Here is a 22,954-nt window from a genome sequence, read left to right on the forward strand (position 1 = left end):
CGCCTTTAATGAGCAGCCTGACCGTTTACCACCAGTCCACCCCGGACATCCCCAACAAGGTGCTGACCCACCTTGAGGACATCGCTGCCACGCTGGCTGAGCACGCTGTGCGTTTCGAGCGTTGGCAAGCTGACTCTGCGATCCAGCCCGGTGCTGGCGATCAACACATCATCGAAGCCTACCGGTCGAGCATCGACACATTGCTGGCCGAACGCGGGTACGCCCATGTCGATGTAATCCGTGAAGTGGATGGCGCTTTGCGCAATGAGCATACGTGCAAGGAAGACCAGCTGCGCTTTTTTGCTGCCGGACGCGGGCTGTTCAGCCTGCGCATTGACGATTACATCTACGCAGTGCTGTGCGAGAAGGGCGATTTGATCGGCGTGCCGGCTGGCACCAGGCTGTGGGTCGATATGGGTGATGAACCGCGATTCGTTGCCATTCGCCTGTCCAACGCCCCAGAAGGGCAAGCTGTAGATTTCACCGGCGACCCGATTGCCGAGCGTTATCCACGCCTTGATGATTGATCGGTAGGACGGGTAGCGGCTGCTAGACAGGTTTTCACAAACAAGGCCAACCCCGACGTCCTGTTGGGGTTGGCCTTGTTTGTGAAGGGGGGTGTCAAGGCTTAGCGGTAAGTCGGCAGGGCGAACCGCTGTTGGCTCTGCAGCCGAGAAATCATCGGCAACTCACTGGCTTGTTCGGCCAGGTCGCGGCGAATCGCACTGATCGCCCACGTCAGCTGTTCAGCGCAGTGCAGTTGTCCATACGAAATCGAGCGCTTTACCTGCTTGCCATCTGCGGCGCGCAAGGTCAGCAGAATGCCGCCGTCAGGCCGCGCTTGGGTGACCACGGTGTAGGCGGGGAAAACCGAGGCAAATTTTTCCTGGATGAGGTCCATATCGACTCCTGGCTGTTAGTGGCAGACATGGAGTGATGGTTGCAGCGACTGTGCCAGGTTTTTATTGAAATAAAATCTATATAAATCAACTACTTAAATATAAATACGGGCGGGCGCCTCATGCATTGTGCAAGGTCGTGCAATTTGCACAGTGCATTTTGCAAGATCCCTTTGCCAATAGATTGGCTCTGTCGGCACCATGCGTTATCCACAGTGGACCTCGCGGCGTTACTGACAAATACTTGGGCTTTCCGTAAGCCAGGAGGTTCCCCATGTCTGATCAACGCAGCCCTACGCCCATGAATGATGACGAGGCTGCCGCATTCGCCGAGCAGGTGTTCGACCGGGCACGCCAGGGCGATGCCGAGATGCTTGGGCGTCTGCTCGACAAAGGCCTGCCTGCCAACCTGCGCAACCACAAGGGCGACACCTTGCTGATGCTCGCTTGCTACCACGGGCATCTGGATGCGGTAACCGTGCTGCTGCAGCACGGCGCCGATGCGCAAATCGCCAATGACAATGGTCAGCTGCCCATGGCCGGTGCAGCATTCAAAGGTGACCTGGCGATGGTGACGCTGCTGGTAGAGCAAGGCGTTGCGGTGGACTCGGCGTCTACTGATGGTCGCACCGCGTTGATGATGGCGGCCATGTTCAACCGCACCGCGATTGTCGATTACCTGTTGAGCAAGGGCGCCGATGCCCAGCGCCAGGATGCCAAGGGCGTTACCGCGCTCGGCGCTGCGTTGGCAATGGGCGCTGTTGATACTACCGCGCAGTTGCAAGCGCTGGCCGGCTAACCCCCAGGGGCCTTTTGCGGCTATCCTTGGCGACTTTTTTCAGCGTCGCAGGGCCCCTTCATGAAAACCCAACTGGTCGAACTCATCGGCAAAATCAGCGCCGGCTGCATGCGCGAAGACGATATCGAGCGCATTGCCGAAGAAGCGTCCCAGGCCTATGCCGACCCACAAGCCTTCCTCGCCAACAATCCAGATATCAACTACGACGACAGCTTTCCGATCCCACTCGGAGAGTGGATGGTCGTTGGCAGCTTGCCAGACACCGTGCTGTTCCAGGCCGATAGCTACCAGGACCTGTTCGCGCAGATTGTCGATTCTTTCGACAAGAGCGTGGCCTTCAACCTCAAGCCCAAGCAATTGGCTAAGGTCGAACCCTTGACCGCGCTCAACCGGATCCAGGTGCAAATGGGGGCGATGAACAAAGAAGCCGGCGGCTATGTGCTGATGAACTTCAGTCAGTTACTGGATGATGAACTGCAGTTGGTGCTGGTCGGCGCCAATGACCTGCCGCGGGTGCTCGAACTGTGCGCCGAAGTCGGTATTGCCGCAGCGCCATCACTGGAAGCGCTGCGGGTGGCTGTACACGTTTAACCCAGGGCGGTATCGAGGAACATCATTACCGCGAAGCCGCCCATCAAGCCAAGGGTCGCCGAGGTCTGGTGGCCATTGCGGTGGGTTTCCGGAATGACTTCGTGGGACACCACAAAGATCATCGCGCCGGCTGCCAGGCCCATGCTCACGGGGTAGGCAATGGCAAACCCGGTGGAAATACCCAGGCCGATCACTGCACCAATCGGCTCCATCAGGCCGGAACCGACTGCCACCAATGCGGCCTTGAGGGTTGAAAGCCCTGTGGCGCGCAAGGCCAGCGCCACCGCCAGGCCTTCGGGGATGTCCTGAATGGCGATGGCGCTGGTAAGCGGCAGGCCCACATTCAAATCACCCGTAGCGAAGCTGACACCAATGGCCATGCCTTCAGGCAAGTTGTGCAGGGTGATTGCCAGCACAAACAGCCATACCCGGTTGATCCGATCGGCCTGCGGGCCGCAAGGCCCCGTGCTTTCGTGTTCGTGCGGGGTGAAGCGGTCCAGGCCAAGCATCAGCAACACCCCGAGCCCCATGCCGACCACCACCGTCAACGCCGCGTAGGGACCATTGCCGGTAATTTCTCGTGCCGCATCCAGGCCCGGCAGAATCAATGAAAACGAGCTGGCGGCGAGCATCATGCCGGCGGCGAAGCCGAGCATCACATCCTGATTGCGGGTGCTGACTTCGCGCAGTACCACCGCCATCATCGCTCCCAGGGCGGTGGCGGCAAAGCCTGCCAGGCCGCCGAGCATGGCCATGTGCAGGTTTTCCTGGTGATCGCCGTGTACGGCGTTCCAGGCACTGGCTATCAGCAAGCCAAGCACAACCAGCAGGCTCAAACCCAACCCTGCGCTCAGCCAGGGGCTGGACTGCGCCTGCTGCAGCCAGGCATTCCAGAGTGACGCCGGGGCGGGGCTGCTGGAGCTGTGGGCTGATGGCATAGATACCTCACTGAAACGGGTCAATGCCCCAAGTTTAACCAGTGCCGATGCCTGGCAGCCAACCATTAGCGTCTATGGGCGTCATAGCCAGCTATCCTTTGGGCAGTCTCGACCAAAGGAGCAAGAGCATGGGATCTACATTCAATGGCCTGGTGGGCCTGATAATCCTGGCACTGGATATCTGGGCGATCATCAACGTGCTCAAGAGTGGCGCGGGTTTGGGCGCAAAAATCCTCTGGATCCTGTTGATACTGTTGCTGCCGGTGCTCGGCCTGATCATCTGGGCCATTGCCGGGCCGCGCGGCGGCAGCAGTGGGTTTTCCCCACGATAGACTTGCAGAGATGCCCCCTCCCCAGTGGCAGCGGGGCACTGCAGAATCAGATGAGCCACGCCCCTTCAAGCTCGAGCAATTGCTGCTTGCGCTCCACGCCACCGGCATAGCCGGTCAGGGTGCCATTGCTGCCAATCACGCGATGGCAGGGCACGATGATCGAGATGGGGTTGGCGCCATTGGCGGTACCGACGGCGCGGATGGCGCGGGGCCGGCCGATTCGCTGAGCAAGGGTTGCATAGCTGCAGGTCGTGCCGTAAGGGATGCGCTGCAAGGCTTGCCACACTTCTCGCTGAAAAGCAGTACCCATGGGTGCCAGCTGTACATCGAACGCTTCTCGTTTGCCGGCGAAGTATTCGTCCAACTGACGGCTTACCGCATCGAGCTGGCTATGCGCGGGTTGCCAGGCACTTGAAAGCGCCCATGGCTGGGCAGCATCCATGTGAATCAGATGCAGGCCCTGTTCGTCCCCCGCGAGCAAGAGTGGGCCAAGCGGGCTGGGCTGATAGCGGTAATACATGGCATGACGCCTGGGCGATGAAGTACTCGCTACCTTACCGCAAGTCGTTACCCGGCGTGTCACTCAACGAAATTTTCACATTCGATTATGGAGAATTCGCGCGCGCAATTATCCGTTCGCCGAATGGCCGTGCATTGGACTTGGGTTTAGTGCACATTTGCCGATTCGCTTTTTTTGCCTTCTTTGAATCTGAATCCTAGGGATCTTCCAATCCATGGCTAACACGGACGCCTTGAGTGATCAGCGGGCTGCGTCGCGCCCGCTGCAACCGACGCTAACATCGCACCTGGCCTACACCTTGCTGTGTGGCCTGGTGATCATGGTCATGCTCAGCCTGGTGCGCCTGGCTCTGCTGATCTATAACAGCGACATGATCGGTGACACACCGATGTCGACCGTGGCCGAGGGTTTCCTCAATGGCCTGCGGTTTGACCTGCGGGTTGTCGTTTATCTGAGCATTCCACTGCTGTTGGCCGTTCTCAGTGCCCGGGCCATGGCTGCCCGCGGTCTGTTCCGGATCTGGCTGACCCTGGCCTCGAGCATTGTCATGTTCCTCGGCCTGATGGAGCTGGACTTCTATCGCGAGTTCCATCAACGCCTGAACGGCCTGGTGTTCCAGTATGTGAAGGAAGATCCGAAAACCGTACTGAGTATGCTCTGGTACGGCTTCCCGGTGGTGCGCTACCTGTTGGCCTGGGCCTTTGGTACCTGGTTGCTGAGCTTGCTGTTCAAAGGCATCGACCGCCTGACCCGTCCGCGTGGCGCCTATCAGAATCAAACCGCAAACACGCGCGCCGTTGCGCCATGGTATGTGCGTGGTGTGGTGTTCTTCATGATCCTGCTGGTGGCGGTAATCGCCGCGCGCGGCACGCTGCGTCAGGGCCCACCCATGCGTTGGGGGGATGCCTTCACCACCGATTCGAACTTCGTCAATCAGTTGGGCCTCAATGGCACCCTGACCTTGATCGATGCGGCCAAGAGCCGTTTCGGTGAAGACCGCGCCAATGTCTGGAAATCAACCATCGAGCAAACCCTGGCAACCCAGACGGTGCGTGACATGCTGCTGACCGACAACGACAAGCTGGTCGATGCCGACAGCGCAGCCGTGCGCCGTGATTTCACCCCACCAACCGCCAACACCCTGCCGATCAAGAACGTTGTGGTGATCCTCATGGAAAGCTTCGCCGGCCACTCGGTTGGCGCGCTGGGCAGCCCGAACAACATCACCCCGTACTTCGACAAGCTGGCCAAAGAAGGGCTGTTGTTCGACCGCTTCTTCTCCAACGGCACCCATACCCACCAGGGTATGTTCGCCACCATGGCCTGTTACCCGAACCTGCCAGGGTTCGAATACCTGATGCAGACGCCCGAAGGCGGTCACAAGCTGTCTGGCCTGCCAGCGCTGCTCAGTGCGCGTGATTACGACGACGTGTATGTCTACAACGGCGATTTCGCCTGGGACAACCAGTCGGGGTTCTTCGGCAATCAGGGCATGACCACGTTTATTGGTCGCAATGATTTCGTCAATCCGGTGTTCTCCGACCCTACCTGGGGTGTGTCCGACCAGGACATGTTCGACCGTGGCGCCGAAGAGCTGGCCAAAAACTACGGCAAGAAGCCGTTCTATGCATTGCTGCAGACCCTGTCCAACCACACGCCGTACGCGTTGCCTGCGCAATTGCCGGTGGAGCCCGTCACCGGCCAGGGGCGCCTGGATCAGCACCTGACTGCAATGCGTTACTCGGACTGGGCCCTGGGTCAGTTCTTCGAGAAGGCACGCAAAGAGCCGTACTTCAACGAGACCCTGTTCGTGATTGTGGGTGACCATGGTTTTGGCAACCACCAGCAAGTGACCGAGCTGGATCTGGGCCGCTTCAACGTGCCGCTGCTGCTGATTGCGCCGGGCATCCAGGAAAAGTTCGGTGCGGTCAACCACACCGTCGGCACGCAGATCGACATCGTGCCGACCATCATGGGCCGCCTGGGTGGTGAAACCCGTCACCAATGCTGGGGCCGTGACTTGCTCAACCTGCCGGCTGGCGATCAGGGCTTCGGCATGATCAAGCCTTCGGGCAGCGAGCAGATTGTTGGCCTGGTGAAGGGGGATCGTATCCTCATCGAATCCAAGGACATGTCACCGCGCATGTATCGCTATGAGCTGGGGGCAAATTTCAAGGCCGAACTGATCGAAAGCCCGGATCAACAGGACCTGACCCACAAGCTTGAGTCGTTTATCCAGACAGCCACCAAGAGCTTGCTGGATAACACTGCAGGCGTTGTCCACGGTACACCTGAGTAACACATTGTCCGTGCCGCACTAAGAAAGGGGTCTTCGGGCCTCTTTTTTTATGGCCGCTGGAACCTTTGTCTAAAATTTTTTTCACTCGACGCGGTCAACGTGAAGTAGGCAGATTTACCTGGAGTGTCGATGCAGAGGAGAGTCCAATGAAAGCATGGGTCATTACCTTTGTTGACCAGAAGGGCGAGCGCACCTCGCTGCCATTCATGTCCGAGCAGGAACCTGGTATCGAGGAGGCGGCGCGGCTGATACGCGCCCATCTGTATCCGGTCATGGATGAGCTGGACCTCAATGATTTCCAGGATCGCGCCTCCATGCCCACTGCCAAATGGCTGAAAGAGCAGAGTGGGGTGGAGATAACGTCGATTAGCGAGGCGCCTTGAGCCCTCTAGTTGGCGCGCTTGGCAACTTCGCGCTACGCTGCAATCAAGGTCGGGCCGTTTTTTTGGCTGCCCGGACTTGCCGATCCACGTCATGCATCAGCTCGAATTGCCCCCGCACGATTTGTGTCGCGGGCAGGTGCGTTTTGCACTGAAAGTCTATCCATCGGTAGTTAGGAGGACGATTCATGAGCAGCCAATACGAGGACATCAGCAGCACAGTGCTGCGTCAGATGAAAGAGGGTGGCTTTAACTTCGCCCAGATTCATCCCATTGAGTTCTACGCGGTTTTTCCCGATGAGGCACGGGCACGACGGGCAGCAGGACAGTTTCGTGGGGAGTCGCTCAGCGCTCAGATCCATGAGCGTGACGATGGCGCCTGGCATTTGGAGTTAAGCAAGGTGATGTACGCCACCTATGGCGGCATTGACGAATTCGAACAGGACTTCGAAGCGTTGATAGCTCCCCTGGATGGTGAAATCGAAGGCTGGGGCGTGAAACAGGAACGCCAGCTGGCCTGACAACGCTTCGCAATGAAGCGTCGCCTACCAACGTGATCGAACGGTTGCACGCATCTGGTGCAACCGTTCTTTATTCAAAATACAACCTGTTGAAATTAAAGGATTAATGCCGCTGGCACGAGGCTTGCGATGGCCTGGGTGCACGGGTGACAAGGAGTTCGGCATGATCCGCACCTTTTACGATGAGATGTATAGCGCTGACGGCCTGGTCCGTCCTCATTACCGGGAGTTCGCCCGCTGGTTGGCCGACACCCCGCCGGAATTGCTGGCGCAGCGTCGGCGCGAAGCCGATCTGCTGTTCCATCGCGCCGGTATTACCTTCACCCTTTATGGCGACGAGCAGGGTACCGAGCGCCTGATTCCGTTCGACACCATTCCACGCAGTATTCCGGCCAGCGAATGGCGCATGGTCGAGCGTGGCTGCATTCAACGGGTCAAGGCCCTGAACCTGTTCCTGGCCGACCTTTACCACGACCAGCGCATTATCCGCGCTGGAATCGTTCCCGCAGAGCAGGTGCTGGCCAACGATCAGTACCAATTGGCTATGCAGGGGCTGGACCTGCACCGCGATATCTACTCGCACATTTCGGGTATCGATCTGGTCCGTGATGGCGATGGCAGCTATTACGTGCTCGAAGATAATTTGCGTACCCCTAGCGGCGTCAGCTACATGCTCGAAGACCGCAAGATGATGATGCGGTTGTTCCCTGAGCTGTTCGCCGCCCAGCGCATCGCGCCTATCGACCACTACCCCAATCTGTTGCTCGACACCCTGAAAAGCGCCAGCCCCCTGGATGACCCCAGCGTGGTCGTGCTGACCCCTGGGCGCTTCAATAGTGCTTTTTTCGAGCACGCCTTCCTGGCGCGGGAGATGGGCGTCGAACTGGTGGAAGGTGCCGACTTGTTCGTGCGCGATGAGCGCGTGTTCATGCGCACCACCGATGGCCCCAAGGCGGTGGATGTGATCTATCGGCGCCTGGATGATGCTTTCCTCGATCCCCTGGCGTTCAATCCTGATTCGCTGCTCGGCGTGCCAGGGCTGCTTTCGGCCTATCGCTGCGGCAACGTGGTGTTGGCCAACGCCATCGGCACTGGGGTGGCCGACGATAAATCGGTCTATCCCTATGTCACCGACATGATTCGTTTCTATCTGGATGAGGAGCCGATCCTCAAGAACGTCCCGACCTGGCAGTGCCGCAAACCCGCAGAGCTGTCCCATGTGCTGGCGCACCTGCCTGAGCTGGTGGTCAAGGAAACCCAGGGCTCGGGTGGCTACGGCATGCTGGTGGGGCCGGCGGCGACGCGGGCCGAAATCGAAGCGTTTGCCGCCAGGATCAAGGCGCGCCCTGCGGCCTATATCGCCCAGCCAACCCTGTCGCTGTCCACCTGTCCGACCTTTGTTGAAAACGGCATCGCCCCTCGACACATCGATTTACGCCCGTTTGTACTGTCTGGCCGCGAAACCCGGGTGGTGCCCGGCGGCCTGACGCGGGTGGCGCTGCGTGAAGGCTCGCTGGTGGTCAACTCGTCTCAGGGCGGCGGTACCAAGGACACCTGGGTGGTCGAGGATTAAGCCATGTTGAGTAGAACTGCCTCAGATTTGTACTGGATGTCGCGCTACCTGGAGCGAGCGGAAAACCTCGCACGGATGCTCGATGTCAGTTACTCCCTGTCGCTGATGCCGCAGGACGGTCGCGGCGACGGCCTGGAAGAAGTGGCCATGCCACTGCTGATCACTGGCACCCTGGATGATTATCTTGAGCGTCACGGGCAGTTGCATGCCGAGCGCTTGTTGCACTTTTTTGCCCTGGACCCAGATAACCCGGCAAGTATCTACAGCTGTCTGGGGGCGGCCCGCGCCAGCGCCCATGCGGTACGCGGGCGGATAACCGCTGACATGTGGGAAAACATCAACGCCACCTGGCTGGAGATTCGCGGTATTGCTGAGCAAGGCCTGGGCCGCTACGGCTTGAGCCGCTTTTGTGAGTGGATAAAGGAACGCTCGCACCTGTTTCGTGGTGCAACCTACGGCACCATCATGCGCAACGATGCCTTCCGATTCATTCGCCTGGGCACCTTCATCGAGCGTGCCGACAACACTTTGCGCCTGCTCGATGCCCGCTACGAAATGCTCGGCGATGAAGCCGAGGCAGTCAGTGACAGCTCGGCCCGTGGTTATTACCAGTGGAGTGCCTTGTTGCGGGCGCTGTCTTCATTCGAGGCCTACACCGAGATTTATCGCGACGCACCGGCAGCCCGCCATGTGGCTGAGCTGTTGCTGTTGCGCGCCGATGTGCCGCGCTCACTGCGGGCCTGTACTGAGGAAATCGATCTGATCCTGGCCAGTTTGCCGGGCAGCAATGGTCGTGCGGCTCAGCGCCTGGCCGCCGAGGTGGATGCGCGGCTGCGCTACACCGGCATCGATGAAATTCTCGCCGAAGGCTTGCACCCCTGGCTGACCCAGTACATTCCGCTGGTACGTCAGTTGGGCAATGCCATCCAAAGCGCTTACCTGGAGGCCGTATGAGACTGACCATTAGTCACGAAACCGCGTACCACTATGAAGATCAGGTGCGCACCAGCATCCAGTACCTACGCTTGACGCCCAGTGACAGTGACCGTCAGCACGTATTGAGCTGGCAATTGGACTTGCCACGGCCGGTGCGGGCGCAGCGAGATCCGTTCGGCAATATCCTCCATGTGTTGAGCCTGGAAGAGCCGCATTCGGATCTGTTTATCAGTGCGCGTGGTCTGGTGGAAATCGATGAAACCTGTGAAACCGAACATGATGCGCAATCACCGTTGCCCTTTCTGCGCTTTACCCGCCTGACCGAGCCTGACGAAGCCTTGCGTGCTTTCGCCAGCCAACTTTGCCGCAAACGACGTGATCGTTCGGCGTTGATCGAATTGATGGGTGCCCTTAACCAGCACATGGCCTACCGCCCCGGCAGCACCGCAGTCGATACCAGCGCCGCCCAGGCGTTTGCCGCAGGCGCTGGTGTCTGCCAGGACCACACTCACGCCTTTCTTGCCTGCGTGCGCAGCCTGGGCGTGCCGGCGCGATATGTGTCGGGTTACCTGTTTGACAGTCAAAACCAGGAAATGGCCAGCCATGCCTGGGCTGAAGCCTGGCTGGACGGTGCCTGGTACAGCTTCGATGTCACCAATCAACTGGCCAGGCCCGAGCGCCATCTCAAGCTTGCGGTTGGCCTGGACTACCTCGATGCCTGTCCGGTTCGAGGCATGCGTCGTGGTGGCGGTTTCGAGCAGATGCACGCCAAGGTTCTGGTGCTGCCCGGCCTGAGCGCTCAACAGCAATAAGCCTCACGGCTGTTTGCGCGAGGCCATGTGCGTAAGGTAGGCAAGCAGGTCATCGAGCTGCGGATCGCTGAGCACGTCAGCACTGAAACCGGGCATTTTTGCCTGTGGCCAGCGTCGCAGGCTTTGCGGATCGCGAATGTAACTGCGCAGGAAGGCTGGCTGGAAGTATTCGGTAGGGTTGTGCGGCAGGTTCAGGTCCGGACCGAACTGTGCGTCGCCAGCGCCATTTAGGCGGTGACAGGCCAGGCAGTTTTTCTGGAACAGGGCAAAACCACGGTTGATAGCGTCGTCGCTGGCCAGTCGAGCATCCGGTAGCAAGGCCGGGAAACGTTGCGCAACGGGTGCCAGGCGCCGAATGCTGGCAACCTGGAAGGGCCATTGCTCAGGGCTGATGCCGCCTGCTTGCGGGTTGGTCCATACCAGGTAGAACGGGCCGGCGCTGTGTTTGCCTGCGCCCAGTGCAGGCCAGGGTTTGGCCGGGTCTTCAACCGCAAGCCAGGCCCGGGCTGGGCCGTTCTTGAGTAAGGGGGCTGCTGGCATCTCTGCGGCAAAGCCATCATCGGCCACGGCCTGAAGGTGATCCTCCGGCGCGATGCCTTCAAGCAAGACCGCCAGAGGTACGGCGCGGTAATGCATTGTTTTTTTGTAGGAGACGTCGTTGTCGACCTGAATGTCCTCGGCTTTGGGGTGGGCCAGCAACTGTGCGGTTTGCCAGTGCTGGCTGCCTTTTGCCAGCTCCAGCACGAGTTCGGCCGCCTGCACGGGCAAGCCGAGCAGCAATAGGCAAAGGATCAGGTAATGGCGCATGGGTACGCTCCAGCAGGTCAGGGCTGGCAGAGTACCCGCGCAGGGCTGTAGAGAGCCATAGTGCCGTTCAACCGAACAGGCGTGACAGGTTCGGCACAATCAGCAGTAAGGTGGTGGCGAATAAAATGAGCCCGGCTTGACGTACTTTATGTTGTTTGAACATGGCTGACCGCCTTCTTGTTGTTATTCCTGAGTGCCCAGTGGCTTCCTTGTCGTCGATCCGGCAAACATGGTTAATGCGGTTTGACGTCCAGACGCGAACCTCTGTTATTGGGTATACCTCTAACCTTAGGGTCAACGTCACCCATGTTTTAGAACGCTTTCGTATTTATATATAGCTAGCCCTGAATATTTTGCTATGAGGCCTTATGCCATCTAGTAACTATCCCCCTGCTAGACGCTTGCAAAGGTTCTGCACCCAGGTGCGTTAAAAATGACCGTTCGTCAGCGCATCATACTTGCTTACAAGCCTTATTCGGGGCAGGCTTTAGGGGGCAATCCCGCCTTTGTCGTTCAGGACTATTTTTATGTCGCTACGCATCTGCATCCTGGAAACCGACGTCCTGCGACCCGAGTTGGTCGATCAATATCAGGGCTACGGACGGATGTTCGAGCAGTTGTTCGCAAGTCAGCCGATTGCGGCCGAGTTTGACGTGTTCAACGTGATGAATGGCGACTATCCCGCCGATGACCAAGTGTTTGACGCGTACCTTGTAACGGGTAGCAAAGCCGACTCTTTCGGCACCGATCCGTGGATTGAAACCCTGAAGGCTTATTTGCTCGCGCGCTATAACCGGGGCGACAAGTTGCTGGGTGTGTGTTTCGGGCATCAGGTGCTGGCATTGGTGCTGGGCGGTAAGACTGCACGCTCAGCCCAAGGTTGGGGCCTGGGTGTGCATCGCTATCAGTTGGCGGGCAAGGCCCCCTGGATGGACCCGACCGTCTCCGAGCTGACCTTGCTGATCAGCCATCAGGACCAGGTCACTGAATTGCCGGCCAACGCCACGGTTATCGCTTCCAGCGATTTCTGTCCGTATGCGGCCTACCATATCGCTGATCAGGTGCTGTGCTTCCAGGGCCATCCGGAGTTCGTCCACGACTATTCGCGGGCGCTGCTGGACCTGCGCCAGCAGAGCCTGGGCCAGGAGGTCTACCAGAAAGCGGTGGCCAGCCTGACGCAAGAGCACCAGGGTGGCTTGGTCGGCGAATGGATGCTGCGCTTCGTTGCGCACCAACAACTGGCTAAAGCCAGCCTGAGCGCTTGAAGCTGGCAAATAGCGCCGTGCACCCCACGACGATTCCGCCCAGTACGGCAAAGTAGCCGTAATGCCAGCTAAGCTCCGGCATGTTCTGGAAGTTCATCCCGTAGATACCTGCCACGGCGGTGGGAAATGCCAGGATCGCCGCCCAGGCGGCGAACTTGCGTTGCACGATGCTTTGGCGTGATGACTCCAGCAGCATGCCGATCTCGATGGTCTGGCTGGCAATGTCGCGAATCCCGGTCAGGTCTTCCATCTGCCGGGTGACGTGAATCTGCACATCGCGAAAATACGGGCGCATGTTCTTGTCGATGAACGGGAAGGCCAGGCGTTGCAGTTCTTCACTGATCTCCACCATCGGTGCCACGTAGCGGCGCAGACGCAACAGGTCACGACGCAGGCTGTGCAGGCGGCGGATATCATCTTCCTGGAGCGAATTGCTGAGCACGCTCTGTTCCAGCTCTTCGATTTCGCCATGAATGGCTTCGCTGACCGGTTGATAGTTTTCGGTGACAAAGTCGAGCAGGGCATACAACACGAAGTCTTCGCCATGCTCTAGCAGCAATGGTCGTGCCTCGCAGCGCTGGCGGACCAGGGCATAGGATTTGGAGTGACCGTTGCGGCAGGTAATGATGTAGCCATTACCGGCAAAGATGTGGGTTTCGATGAATTCCAGTTTGCCTTCGTGGCGTACGGGTGAATAAGTGACGATGAACAGTGCGTCGCCAAAGGTTTCCAGCTTTGGCCGGCTGTGCTTTTCCAAGGCATCTTCAATGGCCAGTTCATGCAGGTTGAACTGGCATTGCAGGTTGGCGAGTTCCTGGGCGTTGGGTTCTTCCAGCCCTATCCAGACGAAGTGGCCAGGCTTGCTGGCCCACAGGCTGCCTTCATCGATACTGATATTGGTGACTTTTCTGCCGGCGCTGTATACCGCCGCCGCAACGACGCGTCCCATGGTAGCTCGCTTATTCTGATGACCGTGCCAGTAGCTTGGTCTGCCCCGCAGAATTGAGCAACCGTTCAGGCCTGATGCAATTCCACTTCCATCAGATCGATGCAGCGTTGCATCTGCATGCGGCATTGTTCAGCCAGAGCAGGTACATCCTGTTGGGTCAGGCCGCTGGTGGGAATCGGGGGCAGGGAGCGGATGATAACTTTGCTGCGCCGCCAGCTGTTCAGGTTCAGTCGGTAGGCGTAGCGACTGACGCACACCGGCACGATCGGCACGCCGGCTTCCACGGCCATGTGGAAGGCGCCTTTCTTGAATGGTATCAACTGCTCGCCAGCATTGCGGGTGCCTTCGGGAAACACCCAGATCGAGGTGTCATCTTCACGCAAGGTGCGCGTAGTGGTCTGCATGGCGCGCCGCGCATGGTAGGCGTTGCCGCGATCGATCAGCACATTGCCGCCCAGCCAGAACAGTTGACCGAACAGCGGAACCCACTTCAGGCTCTTTTTGCCGATGCACACGGTACGTGGCGGCACCACATGCCCCAGCACGAACAAGTCATGGTTGGATTGGTGGTTGGCAACGATCACACAGCCGGGAGGCTGGTCGAACAACGGGCCGACCTCCGCCTTTACATCCAGGCGCATCAGCCAGGTGGCTGGCAGGCCGTAGAGACGGGCGAAAATTCGGCTGTTGTCCGGATTGAATGGCCGGCACAGGCCAATCAATACACCGACCACGCCGATCACAACAAAATGCAGCCCCAACAAGAGCATGCGTGTAAGAAAAAGCATTTTACGACTCGCAATTGGCAAACGCGGCGCAGTGTACGGGTGTGCACTTGCGTGGGCAAACGCTCAATGCGGTCGTAGGGGCCTGATTTGTAAACAAAAGCAATCAGGCCTTGGTAGGGGTCAGGCCAAATGTTCCTGGTCACGGATGATCGCGTCATCCAGCGCCTCGAGCAGCGCTTTACGCACTTTGAGCTTGGTGTGTTTGTGCGCGTTCATGTTGATCTTCTTCAACTGCCGCGCAGCAGCCAGTGCGGCGTCCTGCAGTTGCTCGGCCGCCACCACTTTGTCGAGGAAGCCGGCATCCACGGCGCTTGCCGGGTCGAACATTTCGGCGTTGATCACCGAGCGATGGAAGGCCGAGCGGCGCAGGCGATCACGGGCCAGTTCGATACCGGCGTGGTGCATGGTCATGCCGATCTGTACTTCGTTGAGGCCAATGCTGAACGGACCTTCGACGCCAATCCGGTAATCGGCCGAAAGCAGCAGGAATGCACCCTTCGCCACGGCATGGCCTGGGCAGGCAACAATGATCGGAAACGGATGCGCGAGCATGCGACGCGCCAGGGTCGAACCTGCGGTGACCAGGCTGACGGCTTCTTTCGGGCCGCTGGTCATGACCTTGAGGTCATAGCCACCGGAAAGAATGCCCGGCTGGCCAGTGATGATTACCACTGCACGATCCTGCACCGCTTGGTCCAGCGCCGCGTTGAAGGCGGCAATCACGGCTGGAGAAATGGCATTGACCTTGCCGTTGTTCAGGGTCAGGGTCGCATTGCCGTCTTCGAGGTGGTAGGTAATCAGCTCACTCATGACACAGTTCCTAAAGGGAGAGTGGGGCAGACGTTACTCAGGCTGGACGGCGAGGTAAAGCGCTGTGACTGACTGACCGGTCAGCGTTTGGCTGCTTTGCCGTGCAGGCTGGGGATAATTCGCTGTGCAGGTGCCTGAGGGCTGCCGAAGCACTCCAGAGATTGGCGACTTTGCCCTGCGCGCCGCGCTATTTCGCTGGATCAGCTTAAATATATGAAAATTCTGAAAAAAAGCTTTGCCATCAAACCCTCTTTCGACTACATTAGCGCGCCTCGACAGGCTGAACAGCTTGAAGAGAAACGGTGAAGTGTCCGAGTGGCTGAAGGAGCACGCCTGGAAAGTGTGTATACAGGAAACTGTATCAAGGGTTCGAATCCCTTCTTCACCGCCACATTTAAAAGAGCCCCCGATCTGCAAAGGTCGGGGGCTTTTTGCATTTGCACGCCGCCATGAGGCCGCAGCCGCGGCGCTGCCGGTCGCGTGGAAAGCCCGCGTCTACCGACAGTTTGCCCCCAGCGGCAGTGGATGGTTAGAAGTTCACCGACGCCGAGAGGCGCGCAGTTCTCGGTGCGCCTTGAAACAGGTAGGCATCGCCCAGGTATTCACCGGCGTCACGCCAGTAGCGCTTGTCGAAAACGTTATCGACCATCAGCCGCAGCGTTGTGTCGTAGCCACCTATCTTTGTCGTATAGCGGCTGCCGAGGTCGAACACGGCATAGCTGCCCACTTGCACTGATCCCGCCTGATTGGCGTACTTGCTGGCGCTGTAGCGCGCCCCGCCCAACAAGGCCAGGCCGGAAATCGGCAGGCTGTAGTCGGCCTGCAATGCGGCGCGGAAGTTGGGTACGTTGATCACCTGGTGATCTTCATAGTCAGCGGTGCCACTGTTCTTCACCCGGGCGCGGATGGCGGCAGCGCTGGCATTGATCTGCAGGCGCTCGGTGACCCAGCCGCTGGCGCCCAGTTCCAGGCCGATGTTCTTTTGCTGGCCTTGTTGCACGTAGGTGAAGTGGCCTGCGCCGTCCGGGCGGGAATACTGATAGGCCTGGCGCAGTTGGAACAAGGCCGCACTCAAGCTCAAGCGCTGCCAGTCACGCTTGATGCCGACTTCCAGTTGGTGCGAAAGGGTGGGAGCGAGAATTTCGGCGATGTTGGTGGCGAACCAAGGCGCTGTGCCTCCGGATGAGATGCCTTTGCTGTAGCTGCTATACAGGCTGATATCCGGGCGCGGCTTGTAGATCACGGCAGCATTGGGCAGGAGTTGGTAGTCGCGGGTATGGCGACCAGGGGTGCCGTCTTCATCGAAGGTTTTCTCGTCCAGCCGCACCAGGCGCGCGCCGAGCACGGTCTGCCAGTGTTCGTTGAAGCTGATTCGGTCGCTGGCAAACAGGCCGTATTGGCGACTGTCCAGGCGGCGCGTGCTGGAGCCAACGGTTTTGTTGGACGGTGGCAGCACGGGTGTTGGCTGATAAATATTGCCGCTGCCGAGCCATTCGTTGAAGTAGGGGCGTTGGTCGAGGGTGCGGCGTTGCGCACTGGCGCCGACAGTCAACTCGTGGGCTAACCCCATGGAGTCGAAACGACCATTGAGCGCTGCCTGCGCTTCGTCGGTACGGCGGGTGTCGTCGGGGCTGCGATAGTCATAAATGTCGTAGTCGCCGGCGCCGCTGAAGTAGGCGCCCTCGCTCGATCCCCAGGCGAAGGCGCTGTAATCATCGATCACCACTTTGCTGCGTGAGGCGCTGAGCGTGCCACTCCAGGTATCGTTAAAGCGATACTCGAAACGCCCACCCAGGTTCAGGGAGTCAATGGTCACCGGCTTGGCCCAGCGCTGGTAGGCCAGGCGGTCGTGAGGGTCAATATCGTGCGGCAGGCTGGTGCCGCCCAGCAGTTGATAGCCCGGCACCGAGCGTTGTTCGCGCTGCTGGTATTCAGCATCGAGTTGCAGCACGGCGTCGGGGTTGATCTGCCAGTCGAAGGCCAGCGCGGCAAAGTCGCGTTTGCCGTCGGCATGGTCGACATAGGAGCGGATGTCTTCGTGTGCCAGGTTGGCGCGCAGGCCGAATTGACGCTCACTGCCGAACCAGCCGCCCAGGTCGGTGGCGATATAGCGCTCGCCATCATCGTTGCTCGATACGGTTAGCGAACGGACGTTTTCGGGGCGCTTGGTCACGTAGTTGATCAGCCCGCCGGGCTCGGCAACGCCGCTTTGCAGGCCGGACAGCCCCTTGAGTAACTCAACCTGCTGTTTGTTCTCCAGGGCTACATTCTGCTCACCGGCAATGGTCTGGCCATTGATCTTGTAGCTGCTGGCAGCATTGAGCTCGAAGCCGCGCACGTTGAAGTTTTCGTAGTAGCCGATCGGTGCGTAGCTTTCGCCCACCGATGCATCGCTCTGCAGCACTTCGCTGAGCTTTCGTACCTGCCGGTCCGCCAACAATTGCTCGCTGAATACCGCCACTGACGCTGGGGTGTCGAGCAGGGACGCCGGGGCAAAACCGCTAACCGAGGCCTCCTGTACCTGATAGCCCTCGCTGTAGGCCTCAGACACCTGCAGCGGTGCCAGGGTGATGCTCTCCTGGGCCAGGCTTGGACACGCGGGCAGGGCCAAACTCAAACCGAGCAGGCTCAGGGGTAGGCGAGGGCGCAGCAGGGTCATGCAAGAAGCTCCTTGAAAGCAGGCAGCAAACGCGCCGCCAGCTTTTGTTCGCTGTTGCGCGGCGTAACTTCGGTTGACTGCTGGGTGTCAGGCCTGCCGGCATTGCGCCGGCAGGCGGGGGCGCATCTTAGCAGGCTTGATGCGCTGGGTAGCGGCTCAAGCCGTCCGTGCCCGCAGGCTACGTTGGCGTTCTGCCAGGGCCCAGACCAGCAAGGCCAGGCTGCCGATCGCCAGCCCGCAAAGGACGATGCCGTTCCAGCCATAGCTCTGGAACAACTGGGTGCCGAGCAACGAGCCCAGCGCACCACCGATGAAATAGCAGGTGATGTAGCCGGCATTCAGGCGATTACGTGCTTCTGGGCGCAGGGCAATCACAGCATTTTGATTGCTGACGTGTACCAGTTGCACCGCCAGATCCAGCAAAAGGACGCCGATCAGCAGCGCCAGCAGAGACGATTGGGCAAACCCAAGGGGTATCCATGAAAGCAGCAGGGCGAGTAATCCGACCGTGGTGCCCAGCGCGCCTTTTCCACGGTCAGCCAGACGCCCGGCCCAGTTGGCCGCCAGCGCACCGGCTGCACCGGCCAGGCCGAACAATCCTATGACGGCGTCGGTGTACTGGTAGGGTTCGGCTGACAGCAGGAATGCCAGTGGTGTCCAGAACAAGGCAAACAGGCTGAAGCTGAGCAGCCCGAGCAACGAGCGCAGGCGTAAAACCGGTTCATCGACGAACAGGCGAAACACCGAACCGATCAGCGCTGGATAACTCAACCCGGCATGTTGGTGGCGTTCAGGCAGGGCGCGCGCCAAGGCAATGGCACAGACAGCCATCAAGGCGGCCGCCAGCAGGTAAATGCTGCGCCAGCCGCCTAATTCAGCCATGAATCCGGCCGCTGTGCGGGCGAGCAAAATACCGAGCAGCAAGCCGCTCATCAGCGTCCCAACCGCCCGGCCGCGTTGGTTCGGTTCGCTCAAGCCGGCGGCCATGGGTACCAGGATCTGGGCCACCACTGAAAACAGACCGGTCAATGTCGTGCCCAGCAATAGCCAGATCAGATTCGGTGAAAAGGCACTTATCAACAGGCCCAGGGTGCTGATGGCGATCATGCTGACGATCAACCGCCGCTGCTCGAACAGGTCGCCCAGAGGGGCGAGAAGCAGAAGTCCTGCGCCATAGCTCAGCTGCGCAGCGATAACGATGGCGCCGGCGCTGGCGGTGGTCAGGCCGAAATGCTCGGCGATACTGTGCAGCAGCGGCTGTGCATAGTAGTTGCTGGCTACGGCCAGACCGGTGGCGGTTGCCATCAGTAGGATGAGGCCGCGGCTCAAAGGGGTCGTGGAGGTGGTCATGGACCGTCTCGATCAGTGGCAGTTAGGAAATGAGATTATCGGAAATACGCTAGCATGACGCCAATGTATCGTTTTCATTCTATCCATCTTGAAAATAGATCGTTCTATGAACTTGAAGCAGATCGAGTATGCGCTGGCGGTGGTCGATACCGGCAGTTTCACCCGCGCCGCGCAGCAGTGCCATGTGGTGCAGTCGGCCTTGAGTCATCAGATTGCCCGGCTTGAGGAAAGCCTCGGTGTCAGCCTGTTTGAGCGTAGCTCGCGACGGGTGCGCCTGACGCCTGCCGGTGAAGCCTTTGTGCGCAGCGCCCGCCCTGCACTGGAAGCGACCCGGCGAATTGCCGAGGATGTGGCGGCTGCCTGCGGCGAGGTACGCGGACAATTGTCGATCGGCGAGATCACTTCGCTGACAGAACTGGACCTGGTTGATTTGCTCGCAGGCTTTCATCGGCAATACCCGCAAGTGGATATCCGTTGGCTGATGGCCAAGAGCGAGCAACTGCTTGCCGATGTCCGCGAGCGGCGATTGGATGTGGGGTTTATCGGCATATGGCCGGGGGAGCCTCCGCAAGGTGTCGAGTACCGCTTGCTCGCTGAAGAGGAACTGGTGGCAGTGCTGCCGCTTGCCCATCCATTGGCCGCGCTTGAACGGTTGTCGCTGTCTGATCTGCAAGACGTGCCGCTGGTGGATTTTCCCGCCGGCAGCAGCGCTCGCAGACAAACCGATGAAGCCTTCGCCGCGGCGCGCCTGACCCACCGCGTGCAGTTTGAAGTGACCAACATTCGCCTGGTGGAAAAGTTCGTTCAGCGCGAATTGGCCATTGGTTTGGTGCCGGAGCGCATCGCCAGTGGCTTCAGCGATGTAGCGACGGTAGCGGTACGTGATGCGCCAAAGCGCCATCTTTATGCAATCTGGTCGTCCAACCCCACGCCGGCTGCCCGGGCGTTCGTCGATATGATCGAGCAAAGCCTGGCGAGCCGCGAGGGCGTCTGAAGGGCTCAGGCCGCGAAGCCGCCATCGACAGTCAGGCTGGCACCGGTGATGTAGGCCGCTTCAGGGCTGGCCAGATAGGCAACGAAGCTGGCGATTTCTTCGACTGTGCCGTACCGACCCACGGCCATGTAGCCCATCAGGCTCTCGGCGAACTCGCCAGTGGCCGGATTCATTTCGGTATCGACGGGCCCGGGCTGCACGTTGTTGATGGTGATTCCCAGCGGGCCAAGGTCTCGAGCCAGGCCGCGGGTCAGGCCTACCAGGGCAGACTTGCTCATGGCGTAGGGACCGCCGCCGGCAAATGGCATGCGCTCGGCATTGGTGCTGCCGATATTGATGATGCGCCCGCCCTGGCCCATGTGCCGGGCAGCCGCCTGACTGGCGACAAAAACACTGCGCACATTGACTGCCAACGTGCGGTCGAAATCTTCCAGGTCGAACTCAAGCAAAGGTGCGACTGCCAGCACGCCGGCGTTGTTGACCAGAATGTCCAACCGACCGAACGTCTCGACGGTTTGCGCCACCGCCAGTTGCACTGCTTTGGCATCGGCGCTGTCGGCTTGAATCGCCAAGGCCTTGCCACCATCGGCAATGATGCTGTGTTGCAGCGCTTGCGCCTGTGCCGTGGCATTGGCGTAGGTGAAGGCGACACTGGCACCTTCGGCGGCCAGGCGTTTGACAATCGCCGCGCCGATACCCCGTGAGCCACCCTGGATAAGGGCTACTTTGCCGTTGAGGCGAGTTTGAGTCGACATGAGCTGCTCCCGAAAGAACAAGGCGGGATGCCTTGGATGGGGCTCAGTATCGGCGGCAGATTACCCTCTGAGTAGCCGGTAATCGCTATAGTCTATGTAAACCAAAAGTATGGAATAGAAGCCGTGGAGTCTTTCAGCAGTATCGAGTGCTTTGTGCGTAGCGCTGAGGTTGGCAGCTTTGCCGAGGCGGCCCGGCGGCTGAGCCTGACGCCCGCTGCGGTGGGCAAGAACGTTGCCCGGCTGGAGGCGCGCCTGGGCGTGAGGCTGTTCCAGCGCAGTACCCGGCGCTTGACTCTTACCGAGGCCGGGCAGCGCTTTTTACGGGAGGTGGCCAGCAGTTTCCAGACAATCCAGTATGCCGTGGCCAACCTTGCCAGTGCTGAAGGTCAACCGGCCGGCACCTTGAAAGTCAGCATGGGCACTGTGTTTGGGCGCTTGTATATCGTGCCGTTGCTGGCCGAGTTTATTCAGCGTTATCCGGCAATCAGTCCCGACTGGCATTTTGACAACCGCCAGATTGACCTTATCGGCCAGGGCTTCGATGCTGCAATTGGCGGCGGTTTTGATCTGCCGCAGGGGGTTGTAGCGCGCAAACTGACACCCGCTCACCGGATTCTGGTCGCGGCCCCGGCTTTCCTTGCGCAACACCCGACGATACGCCAGCCGGCCGATCTGCAAGCTCTGGACGGTATCCTCATACGCTCGCCGCAAACCGGGCGGGTGCGTTCCTGGCCGTTGACCAATCGCCAGCAGGAACAGGTGCCACTGGGCATTCGCCAGCGCATGACCATGAGCGATTCAGAAGCAGCCTGTGCGGTGGCGCAGCAGGGCTTGGGGGTGGCTCTGGTGAGCATGCCGTTTGCGCTGCCGTACCTGCAGGCAGGCAGCTTGGTTCGGGTGTTGCCGCAATGGTATGTGGACGACGGCAGCATTTGTTTGTATTACGCCGAGCACAAATTGCTGCCGGGCAAGACGCGGGCGTTTGTCGATTTCATTATCGAGCAATTTGCTGCACAAGGGTTGGCCCAGCGGTTTAGCGCACTGCTTTGATGCTTCCAGCCTGCTGGCCGTAATCAGCTGACATTCACCACCACAAAACACTGCTGTTTACCCGCCAGAGTGAGGCTGACTTCGTCGTCTTCATGCTTACCCATCAGGTTTTGTCCCAAGGGCGAGCGGGGCGTTATCACGGTCACCAACTGCTCGCCCTGGCCAATTTTCAATCCGGCGCCTTCGGGCCCTATGAACAAGTGCTGGCAACTGCCGTTTTCGGCCTCAAGGCTCACCAGATTGCTGATTTGAATACCACGTGCCGGGTCGTAATCACGCAACATCAATTGCTGGTACGCCGCTCGCGCCTGGCGAATCTCTTCCATGCGCCGGGCCTGTCCGGTTGCCAGGTAGGAGGCTTCCAAGCCGAGGGTGTCGTACTTGTTCTCGGCAATGTTCTCTTCGGCTGTGGCCGTTTCATAGGCGGTCTGAGCCGCGCGCTGGGCGACGTCCAGGTCGAAGGTCAAAGTGTCGATGATGCGCTGCAATAGTTCGGCTTTGTTCATGGTCTCAGTTGCAAAATTCCAGGACGAGCGCGCGGCTCTTTTCGGTCGGTGCGGTGCGGTTTTGTTGGAGCCAGAACTGACACTTGGGATTGGACAGGTTACGCAGGCTGCCTTCAGCCCGGTCTTCGGCCTGTTGCACCTCTTGGTTGCGCAGGATCTGCTTGTACTGTTCGAACATCTGGTTCTGCTGTTGCGGCGCCGTACCAGGGGCGAGCGTACTTGCGGGAGGAACTACAAGCTGGCTCAACGGTTGGACGGTGTCCGGTATCAAGCGCGAAGCCAGGTAAAAGCTCAACGTGATGGCGACCGCTGCGAGCCATAGGCCCAAGGCAATACACACGATCAGTTGCACAGGTTTCAGGGTGATCTTAAGTTCGCGCGGGCGGGGCATGGTGGCCTCCTGGCCATGGCTCAAGTGCTC

Annotated in this window: 25 protein-coding genes and 1 tRNA gene; 14 read left to right on the forward strand and 12 right to left on the reverse strand. The window is 59.5% G+C overall.

Features of this window, described 5'->3' with window-relative positions; all coding sequences use genetic code 11:
• The first annotated feature begins 8 nt into the window (after positions 1-8).
• Positions 9-527, forward strand: a complete 519-nt coding sequence (locus tag D3Z90_RS07320; RefSeq protein WP_136475110.1) for an acireductone dioxygenase — start codon at positions 9-11, stop codon at positions 525-527.
• A gap of 101 nt (positions 528-628) precedes the next feature.
• Here D3Z90_RS07320 and D3Z90_RS07325 read toward each other — a convergent pair whose 3' ends face one another.
• Positions 629-901 carry a DUF3509 domain-containing protein gene (locus tag D3Z90_RS07325; protein ID WP_136475111.1) on the reverse strand — a complete coding sequence of 91 codons (273 nt, stop codon included), beginning with the start codon at positions 899-901 and terminating at the stop codon, positions 629-631.
• 272 nt (positions 902-1,173) lie between these two features.
• Here D3Z90_RS07325 and D3Z90_RS07330 point away from each other — a divergent pair, with 272 nt between their 5' ends.
• Positions 1,174-1,698 (forward strand): ankyrin repeat domain-containing protein, encoded by a 525-nt coding sequence (locus tag D3Z90_RS07330; RefSeq protein ID WP_136475112.1) that lies wholly within the window; start codon positions 1,174-1,176, stop codon positions 1,696-1,698.
• 60 nt (positions 1,699-1,758) lie between these two features.
• Positions 1,759-2,289, forward strand: a complete 531-nt coding sequence (locus D3Z90_RS07335) for a hypothetical protein (RefSeq protein WP_136475113.1) — start codon at positions 1,759-1,761, stop codon at positions 2,287-2,289.
• Here the strand turns inward: D3Z90_RS07335 and D3Z90_RS07340 are convergent.
• On the reverse strand, positions 2,286-3,227 hold the full coding sequence (locus tag D3Z90_RS07340) for a ZIP family metal transporter (RefSeq protein ID WP_136475114.1): 942 nt from the start codon (positions 3,225-3,227) through the stop codon (positions 2,286-2,288). The two genes, D3Z90_RS07335 and D3Z90_RS07340, sit on opposite strands and share 4 nt — an antisense overlap.
• A gap of 128 nt (positions 3,228-3,355) precedes the next feature.
• Here D3Z90_RS07340 and D3Z90_RS07345 point away from each other — a divergent pair, with 128 nt between their 5' ends.
• Positions 3,356-3,559: a PLDc N-terminal domain-containing protein gene (locus tag D3Z90_RS07345; protein ID WP_136475115.1), complete on the forward strand. Its 204-nt coding sequence runs from the start codon at positions 3,356-3,358 to the stop codon at positions 3,557-3,559.
• A gap of 46 nt (positions 3,560-3,605) precedes the next feature.
• On the opposite strand, the gene D3Z90_RS07350 is transcribed toward D3Z90_RS07345, so the two are convergent.
• Positions 3,606-4,079, reverse strand: a complete 474-nt coding sequence (locus D3Z90_RS07350; RefSeq protein WP_136475116.1) for a methylated-DNA--[protein]-cysteine S-methyltransferase — start codon at positions 4,077-4,079, stop codon at positions 3,606-3,608.
• Between the two features lie 214 nt (positions 4,080-4,293).
• Between D3Z90_RS07350 and D3Z90_RS07355 the strand changes: the two genes are divergently transcribed.
• The 6 genes from D3Z90_RS07355 (at position 4,294) to D3Z90_RS07380 (ending at position 10,600) form a co-directional block, all read left to right on the forward strand.
• Positions 4,294-6,378, forward strand: a complete 2,085-nt coding sequence (locus D3Z90_RS07355; RefSeq protein WP_136475117.1) for an LTA synthase family protein — start codon at positions 4,294-4,296, stop codon at positions 6,376-6,378.
• Between the two features lie 146 nt (positions 6,379-6,524).
• Complete coding sequence (locus D3Z90_RS07360) at positions 6,525-6,761, forward strand: hypothetical protein (protein ID WP_136475118.1); 237 nt, start codon at positions 6,525-6,527, stop codon at positions 6,759-6,761.
• A gap of 185 nt (positions 6,762-6,946) precedes the next feature.
• Positions 6,947-7,279 (forward strand): ribonuclease E inhibitor RraB, encoded by a 333-nt coding sequence (locus tag D3Z90_RS07365; protein ID WP_136475119.1) that lies wholly within the window; start codon positions 6,947-6,949, stop codon positions 7,277-7,279.
• Positions 7,280-7,442: 163 nt separating this feature from the next.
• A complete protein-coding gene (locus tag D3Z90_RS07370) occupies positions 7,443-8,852 on the forward strand; it encodes a circularly permuted type 2 ATP-grasp protein (RefSeq protein WP_136475120.1) in 1,410 nt (469 codons plus the stop codon).
• A gap of 3 nt (positions 8,853-8,855) precedes the next feature.
• Entirely contained in the window at positions 8,856-9,806 is a 951-nt protein-coding gene (locus tag D3Z90_RS07375) for an alpha-E domain-containing protein (RefSeq protein ID WP_136475121.1), read from the forward strand.
• Positions 9,803-10,600: a transglutaminase family protein gene (locus D3Z90_RS07380; RefSeq protein ID WP_136475122.1), complete on the forward strand. Its 798-nt coding sequence runs from the start codon at positions 9,803-9,805 to the stop codon at positions 10,598-10,600. The genes D3Z90_RS07375 and D3Z90_RS07380 overlap by 4 nt, the downstream gene beginning before the upstream one ends.
• A gap of 3 nt (positions 10,601-10,603) precedes the next feature.
• On the opposite strand, the gene D3Z90_RS07385 is transcribed toward D3Z90_RS07380, so the two are convergent.
• Positions 10,604-11,407, reverse strand: coding sequence for a cytochrome c (locus tag D3Z90_RS07385; RefSeq protein ID WP_136475123.1), 804 nt, complete (start codon positions 11,405-11,407; stop codon positions 10,604-10,606).
• Between the two features lie 527 nt (positions 11,408-11,934).
• Between D3Z90_RS07385 and D3Z90_RS07390 the strand changes: the two genes are divergently transcribed.
• The gene (locus D3Z90_RS07390) at positions 11,935-12,672 is read left to right on the forward strand and encodes an amidotransferase (RefSeq protein ID WP_136475124.1); all 738 of its coding nucleotides are present in this window, start codon (positions 11,935-11,937) and stop codon (positions 12,670-12,672) included.
• Here D3Z90_RS07390 and D3Z90_RS07395 read toward each other — a convergent pair.
• From D3Z90_RS07395 to D3Z90_RS07405, 3 genes are all read right to left on the reverse strand, one after another.
• The gene (locus D3Z90_RS07395) at positions 12,650-13,621 is read right to left on the reverse strand and encodes a magnesium and cobalt transport protein CorA (protein WP_136475125.1); all 972 of its coding nucleotides are present in this window, start codon (positions 13,619-13,621) and stop codon (positions 12,650-12,652) included. The two genes, D3Z90_RS07390 and D3Z90_RS07395, sit on opposite strands and share 23 nt — an antisense overlap.
• 65 nt (positions 13,622-13,686) lie before the next feature.
• Positions 13,687-14,409, reverse strand: a complete 723-nt coding sequence (locus D3Z90_RS07400; protein ID WP_136475126.1) for a 1-acyl-sn-glycerol-3-phosphate acyltransferase — start codon at positions 14,407-14,409, stop codon at positions 13,687-13,689.
• Between the two features lie 120 nt (positions 14,410-14,529).
• Positions 14,530-15,219 (reverse strand): crotonase/enoyl-CoA hydratase family protein, encoded by a 690-nt coding sequence (locus D3Z90_RS07405; protein ID WP_136475127.1) that lies wholly within the window; start codon positions 15,217-15,219, stop codon positions 14,530-14,532.
• A gap of 301 nt (positions 15,220-15,520) precedes the next feature.
• On the opposite strand from D3Z90_RS07405, the gene D3Z90_RS07410 reads away from it, so the two are divergent.
• Positions 15,521-15,610 (forward strand) — tRNA-Ser (locus D3Z90_RS07410).
• 138 nt (positions 15,611-15,748) lie between these two features.
• On the opposite strand, the gene D3Z90_RS07415 is transcribed toward D3Z90_RS07410, so the two are convergent.
• Positions 15,749-17,878 carry a TonB-dependent siderophore receptor gene (locus D3Z90_RS07415; protein WP_136475128.1) on the reverse strand — a complete coding sequence of 710 codons (2,130 nt, stop codon included), beginning with the start codon at positions 17,876-17,878 and terminating at the stop codon, positions 15,749-15,751.
• 156 nt (positions 17,879-18,034) lie between these two features.
• Complete coding sequence (locus D3Z90_RS07420; RefSeq protein ID WP_136475129.1) at positions 18,035-19,228, reverse strand: MFS transporter; 1,194 nt, start codon at positions 19,226-19,228, stop codon at positions 18,035-18,037.
• A gap of 106 nt (positions 19,229-19,334) precedes the next feature.
• On the opposite strand from D3Z90_RS07420, the gene D3Z90_RS07425 reads away from it, so the two are divergent.
• The gene (locus D3Z90_RS07425) at positions 19,335-20,222 is read left to right on the forward strand and encodes a LysR family transcriptional regulator (protein ID WP_136475130.1); all 888 of its coding nucleotides are present in this window, start codon (positions 19,335-19,337) and stop codon (positions 20,220-20,222) included.
• Positions 20,223-20,227: 5 nt separating this feature from the next.
• Here D3Z90_RS07425 and D3Z90_RS07430 read toward each other — a convergent pair whose 3' ends face one another.
• The gene (locus tag D3Z90_RS07430) at positions 20,228-20,977 is read right to left on the reverse strand and encodes a 3-oxoacyl-ACP reductase family protein (protein WP_136475131.1); all 750 of its coding nucleotides are present in this window, start codon (positions 20,975-20,977) and stop codon (positions 20,228-20,230) included.
• 123 nt (positions 20,978-21,100) lie between these two features.
• Here D3Z90_RS07430 and D3Z90_RS07435 point away from each other — a divergent pair, with 123 nt between their 5' ends.
• The gene (locus tag D3Z90_RS07435; RefSeq protein WP_136475132.1) at positions 21,101-22,027 is read left to right on the forward strand and encodes a LysR family transcriptional regulator; all 927 of its coding nucleotides are present in this window, start codon (positions 21,101-21,103) and stop codon (positions 22,025-22,027) included.
• Positions 22,028-22,050: 23 nt separating this feature from the next.
• On the opposite strand, the gene D3Z90_RS07440 is transcribed toward D3Z90_RS07435, so the two are convergent.
• Positions 22,051-22,533 (reverse strand): GreA/GreB family elongation factor, encoded by a 483-nt coding sequence (locus tag D3Z90_RS07440; RefSeq protein WP_136475133.1) that lies wholly within the window; start codon positions 22,531-22,533, stop codon positions 22,051-22,053.
• A gap of 4 nt (positions 22,534-22,537) precedes the next feature.
• Complete coding sequence (locus D3Z90_RS07445) at positions 22,538-22,924, reverse strand: hypothetical protein (RefSeq protein ID WP_136475134.1); 387 nt, start codon at positions 22,922-22,924, stop codon at positions 22,538-22,540.
• Positions 22,925-22,954: the final 30 nt, after the last annotated feature.

The sequence above is a fragment of the Pseudomonas sp. DG56-2 genome (genome assembly GCF_004803755.1).
GTDB classification, from domain to species: Bacteria; Pseudomonadota; Gammaproteobacteria; order Pseudomonadales; family Pseudomonadaceae; genus Aquipseudomonas; species Aquipseudomonas auratipiscis.

Bases quoted from the DNA above. Each gene is read 5' to 3' on its own strand.
- D3Z90_RS07320 (WP_136475110.1), top strand. From the start codon at position 9: ATGAGCAGCCTGACCGTTTACCACCAGTCCACCCCGGACATCCCCAAC.
- D3Z90_RS07325 (WP_136475111.1), bottom strand. From the start codon at position 901: ATGGACCTCATCCAGGAAAAATTTGCCTCGGTTTTCCCCGCCTACACC.
- D3Z90_RS07330 (WP_136475112.1), top strand. From the start codon at position 1,174: ATGTCTGATCAACGCAGCCCTACGCCCATGAATGATGACGAGGCTGCC.
- D3Z90_RS07335 (WP_136475113.1), top strand. From the start codon at position 1,759: ATGAAAACCCAACTGGTCGAACTCATCGGCAAAATCAGCGCCGGCTGC.
- D3Z90_RS07340 (WP_136475114.1), bottom strand. From the start codon at position 3,227: ATGCCATCAGCCCACAGCTCCAGCAGCCCCGCCCCGGCGTCACTCTGG.
- D3Z90_RS07345 (WP_136475115.1), top strand. From the start codon at position 3,356: ATGGGATCTACATTCAATGGCCTGGTGGGCCTGATAATCCTGGCACTG.
- D3Z90_RS07350 (WP_136475116.1), bottom strand. From the start codon at position 4,079: ATGTATTACCGCTATCAGCCCAGCCCGCTTGGCCCACTCTTGCTCGCG.
- D3Z90_RS07355 (WP_136475117.1), top strand. From the start codon at position 4,294: ATGGCTAACACGGACGCCTTGAGTGATCAGCGGGCTGCGTCGCGCCCG.
- D3Z90_RS07360 (WP_136475118.1), top strand. From the start codon at position 6,525: ATGAAAGCATGGGTCATTACCTTTGTTGACCAGAAGGGCGAGCGCACC.
- D3Z90_RS07365 (WP_136475119.1), top strand. From the start codon at position 6,947: ATGAGCAGCCAATACGAGGACATCAGCAGCACAGTGCTGCGTCAGATG.
- D3Z90_RS07370 (WP_136475120.1), top strand. From the start codon at position 7,443: ATGATCCGCACCTTTTACGATGAGATGTATAGCGCTGACGGCCTGGTC.
- D3Z90_RS07375 (WP_136475121.1), top strand. From the start codon at position 8,856: ATGTTGAGTAGAACTGCCTCAGATTTGTACTGGATGTCGCGCTACCTG.
- D3Z90_RS07380 (WP_136475122.1), top strand. From the start codon at position 9,803: ATGAGACTGACCATTAGTCACGAAACCGCGTACCACTATGAAGATCAG.
- D3Z90_RS07385 (WP_136475123.1), bottom strand. From the start codon at position 11,407: ATGCGCCATTACCTGATCCTTTGCCTATTGCTGCTCGGCTTGCCCGTG.
- D3Z90_RS07390 (WP_136475124.1), top strand. From the start codon at position 11,935: ATGTCGCTACGCATCTGCATCCTGGAAACCGACGTCCTGCGACCCGAG.
- D3Z90_RS07395 (WP_136475125.1), bottom strand. From the start codon at position 13,621: ATGGGACGCGTCGTTGCGGCGGCGGTATACAGCGCCGGCAGAAAAGTC.
- D3Z90_RS07400 (WP_136475126.1), bottom strand. From the start codon at position 14,409: ATGCTTTTTCTTACACGCATGCTCTTGTTGGGGCTGCATTTTGTTGTG.
- D3Z90_RS07405 (WP_136475127.1), bottom strand. From the start codon at position 15,219: ATGAGTGAGCTGATTACCTACCACCTCGAAGACGGCAATGCGACCCTG.
- D3Z90_RS07415 (WP_136475128.1), bottom strand. From the start codon at position 17,878: ATGACCCTGCTGCGCCCTCGCCTACCCCTGAGCCTGCTCGGTTTGAGT.
- D3Z90_RS07420 (WP_136475129.1), bottom strand. From the start codon at position 19,228: ATGACCACCTCCACGACCCCTTTGAGCCGCGGCCTCATCCTACTGATG.
- D3Z90_RS07425 (WP_136475130.1), top strand. From the start codon at position 19,335: ATGAACTTGAAGCAGATCGAGTATGCGCTGGCGGTGGTCGATACCGGC.
- D3Z90_RS07430 (WP_136475131.1), bottom strand. From the start codon at position 20,977: ATGTCGACTCAAACTCGCCTCAACGGCAAAGTAGCCCTTATCCAGGGT.
- D3Z90_RS07440 (WP_136475133.1), bottom strand. From the start codon at position 22,533: ATGAACAAAGCCGAACTATTGCAGCGCATCATCGACACTTTGACCTTC.
- D3Z90_RS07445 (WP_136475134.1), bottom strand. From the start codon at position 22,924: ATGCCCCGCCCGCGCGAACTTAAGATCACCCTGAAACCTGTGCAACTG.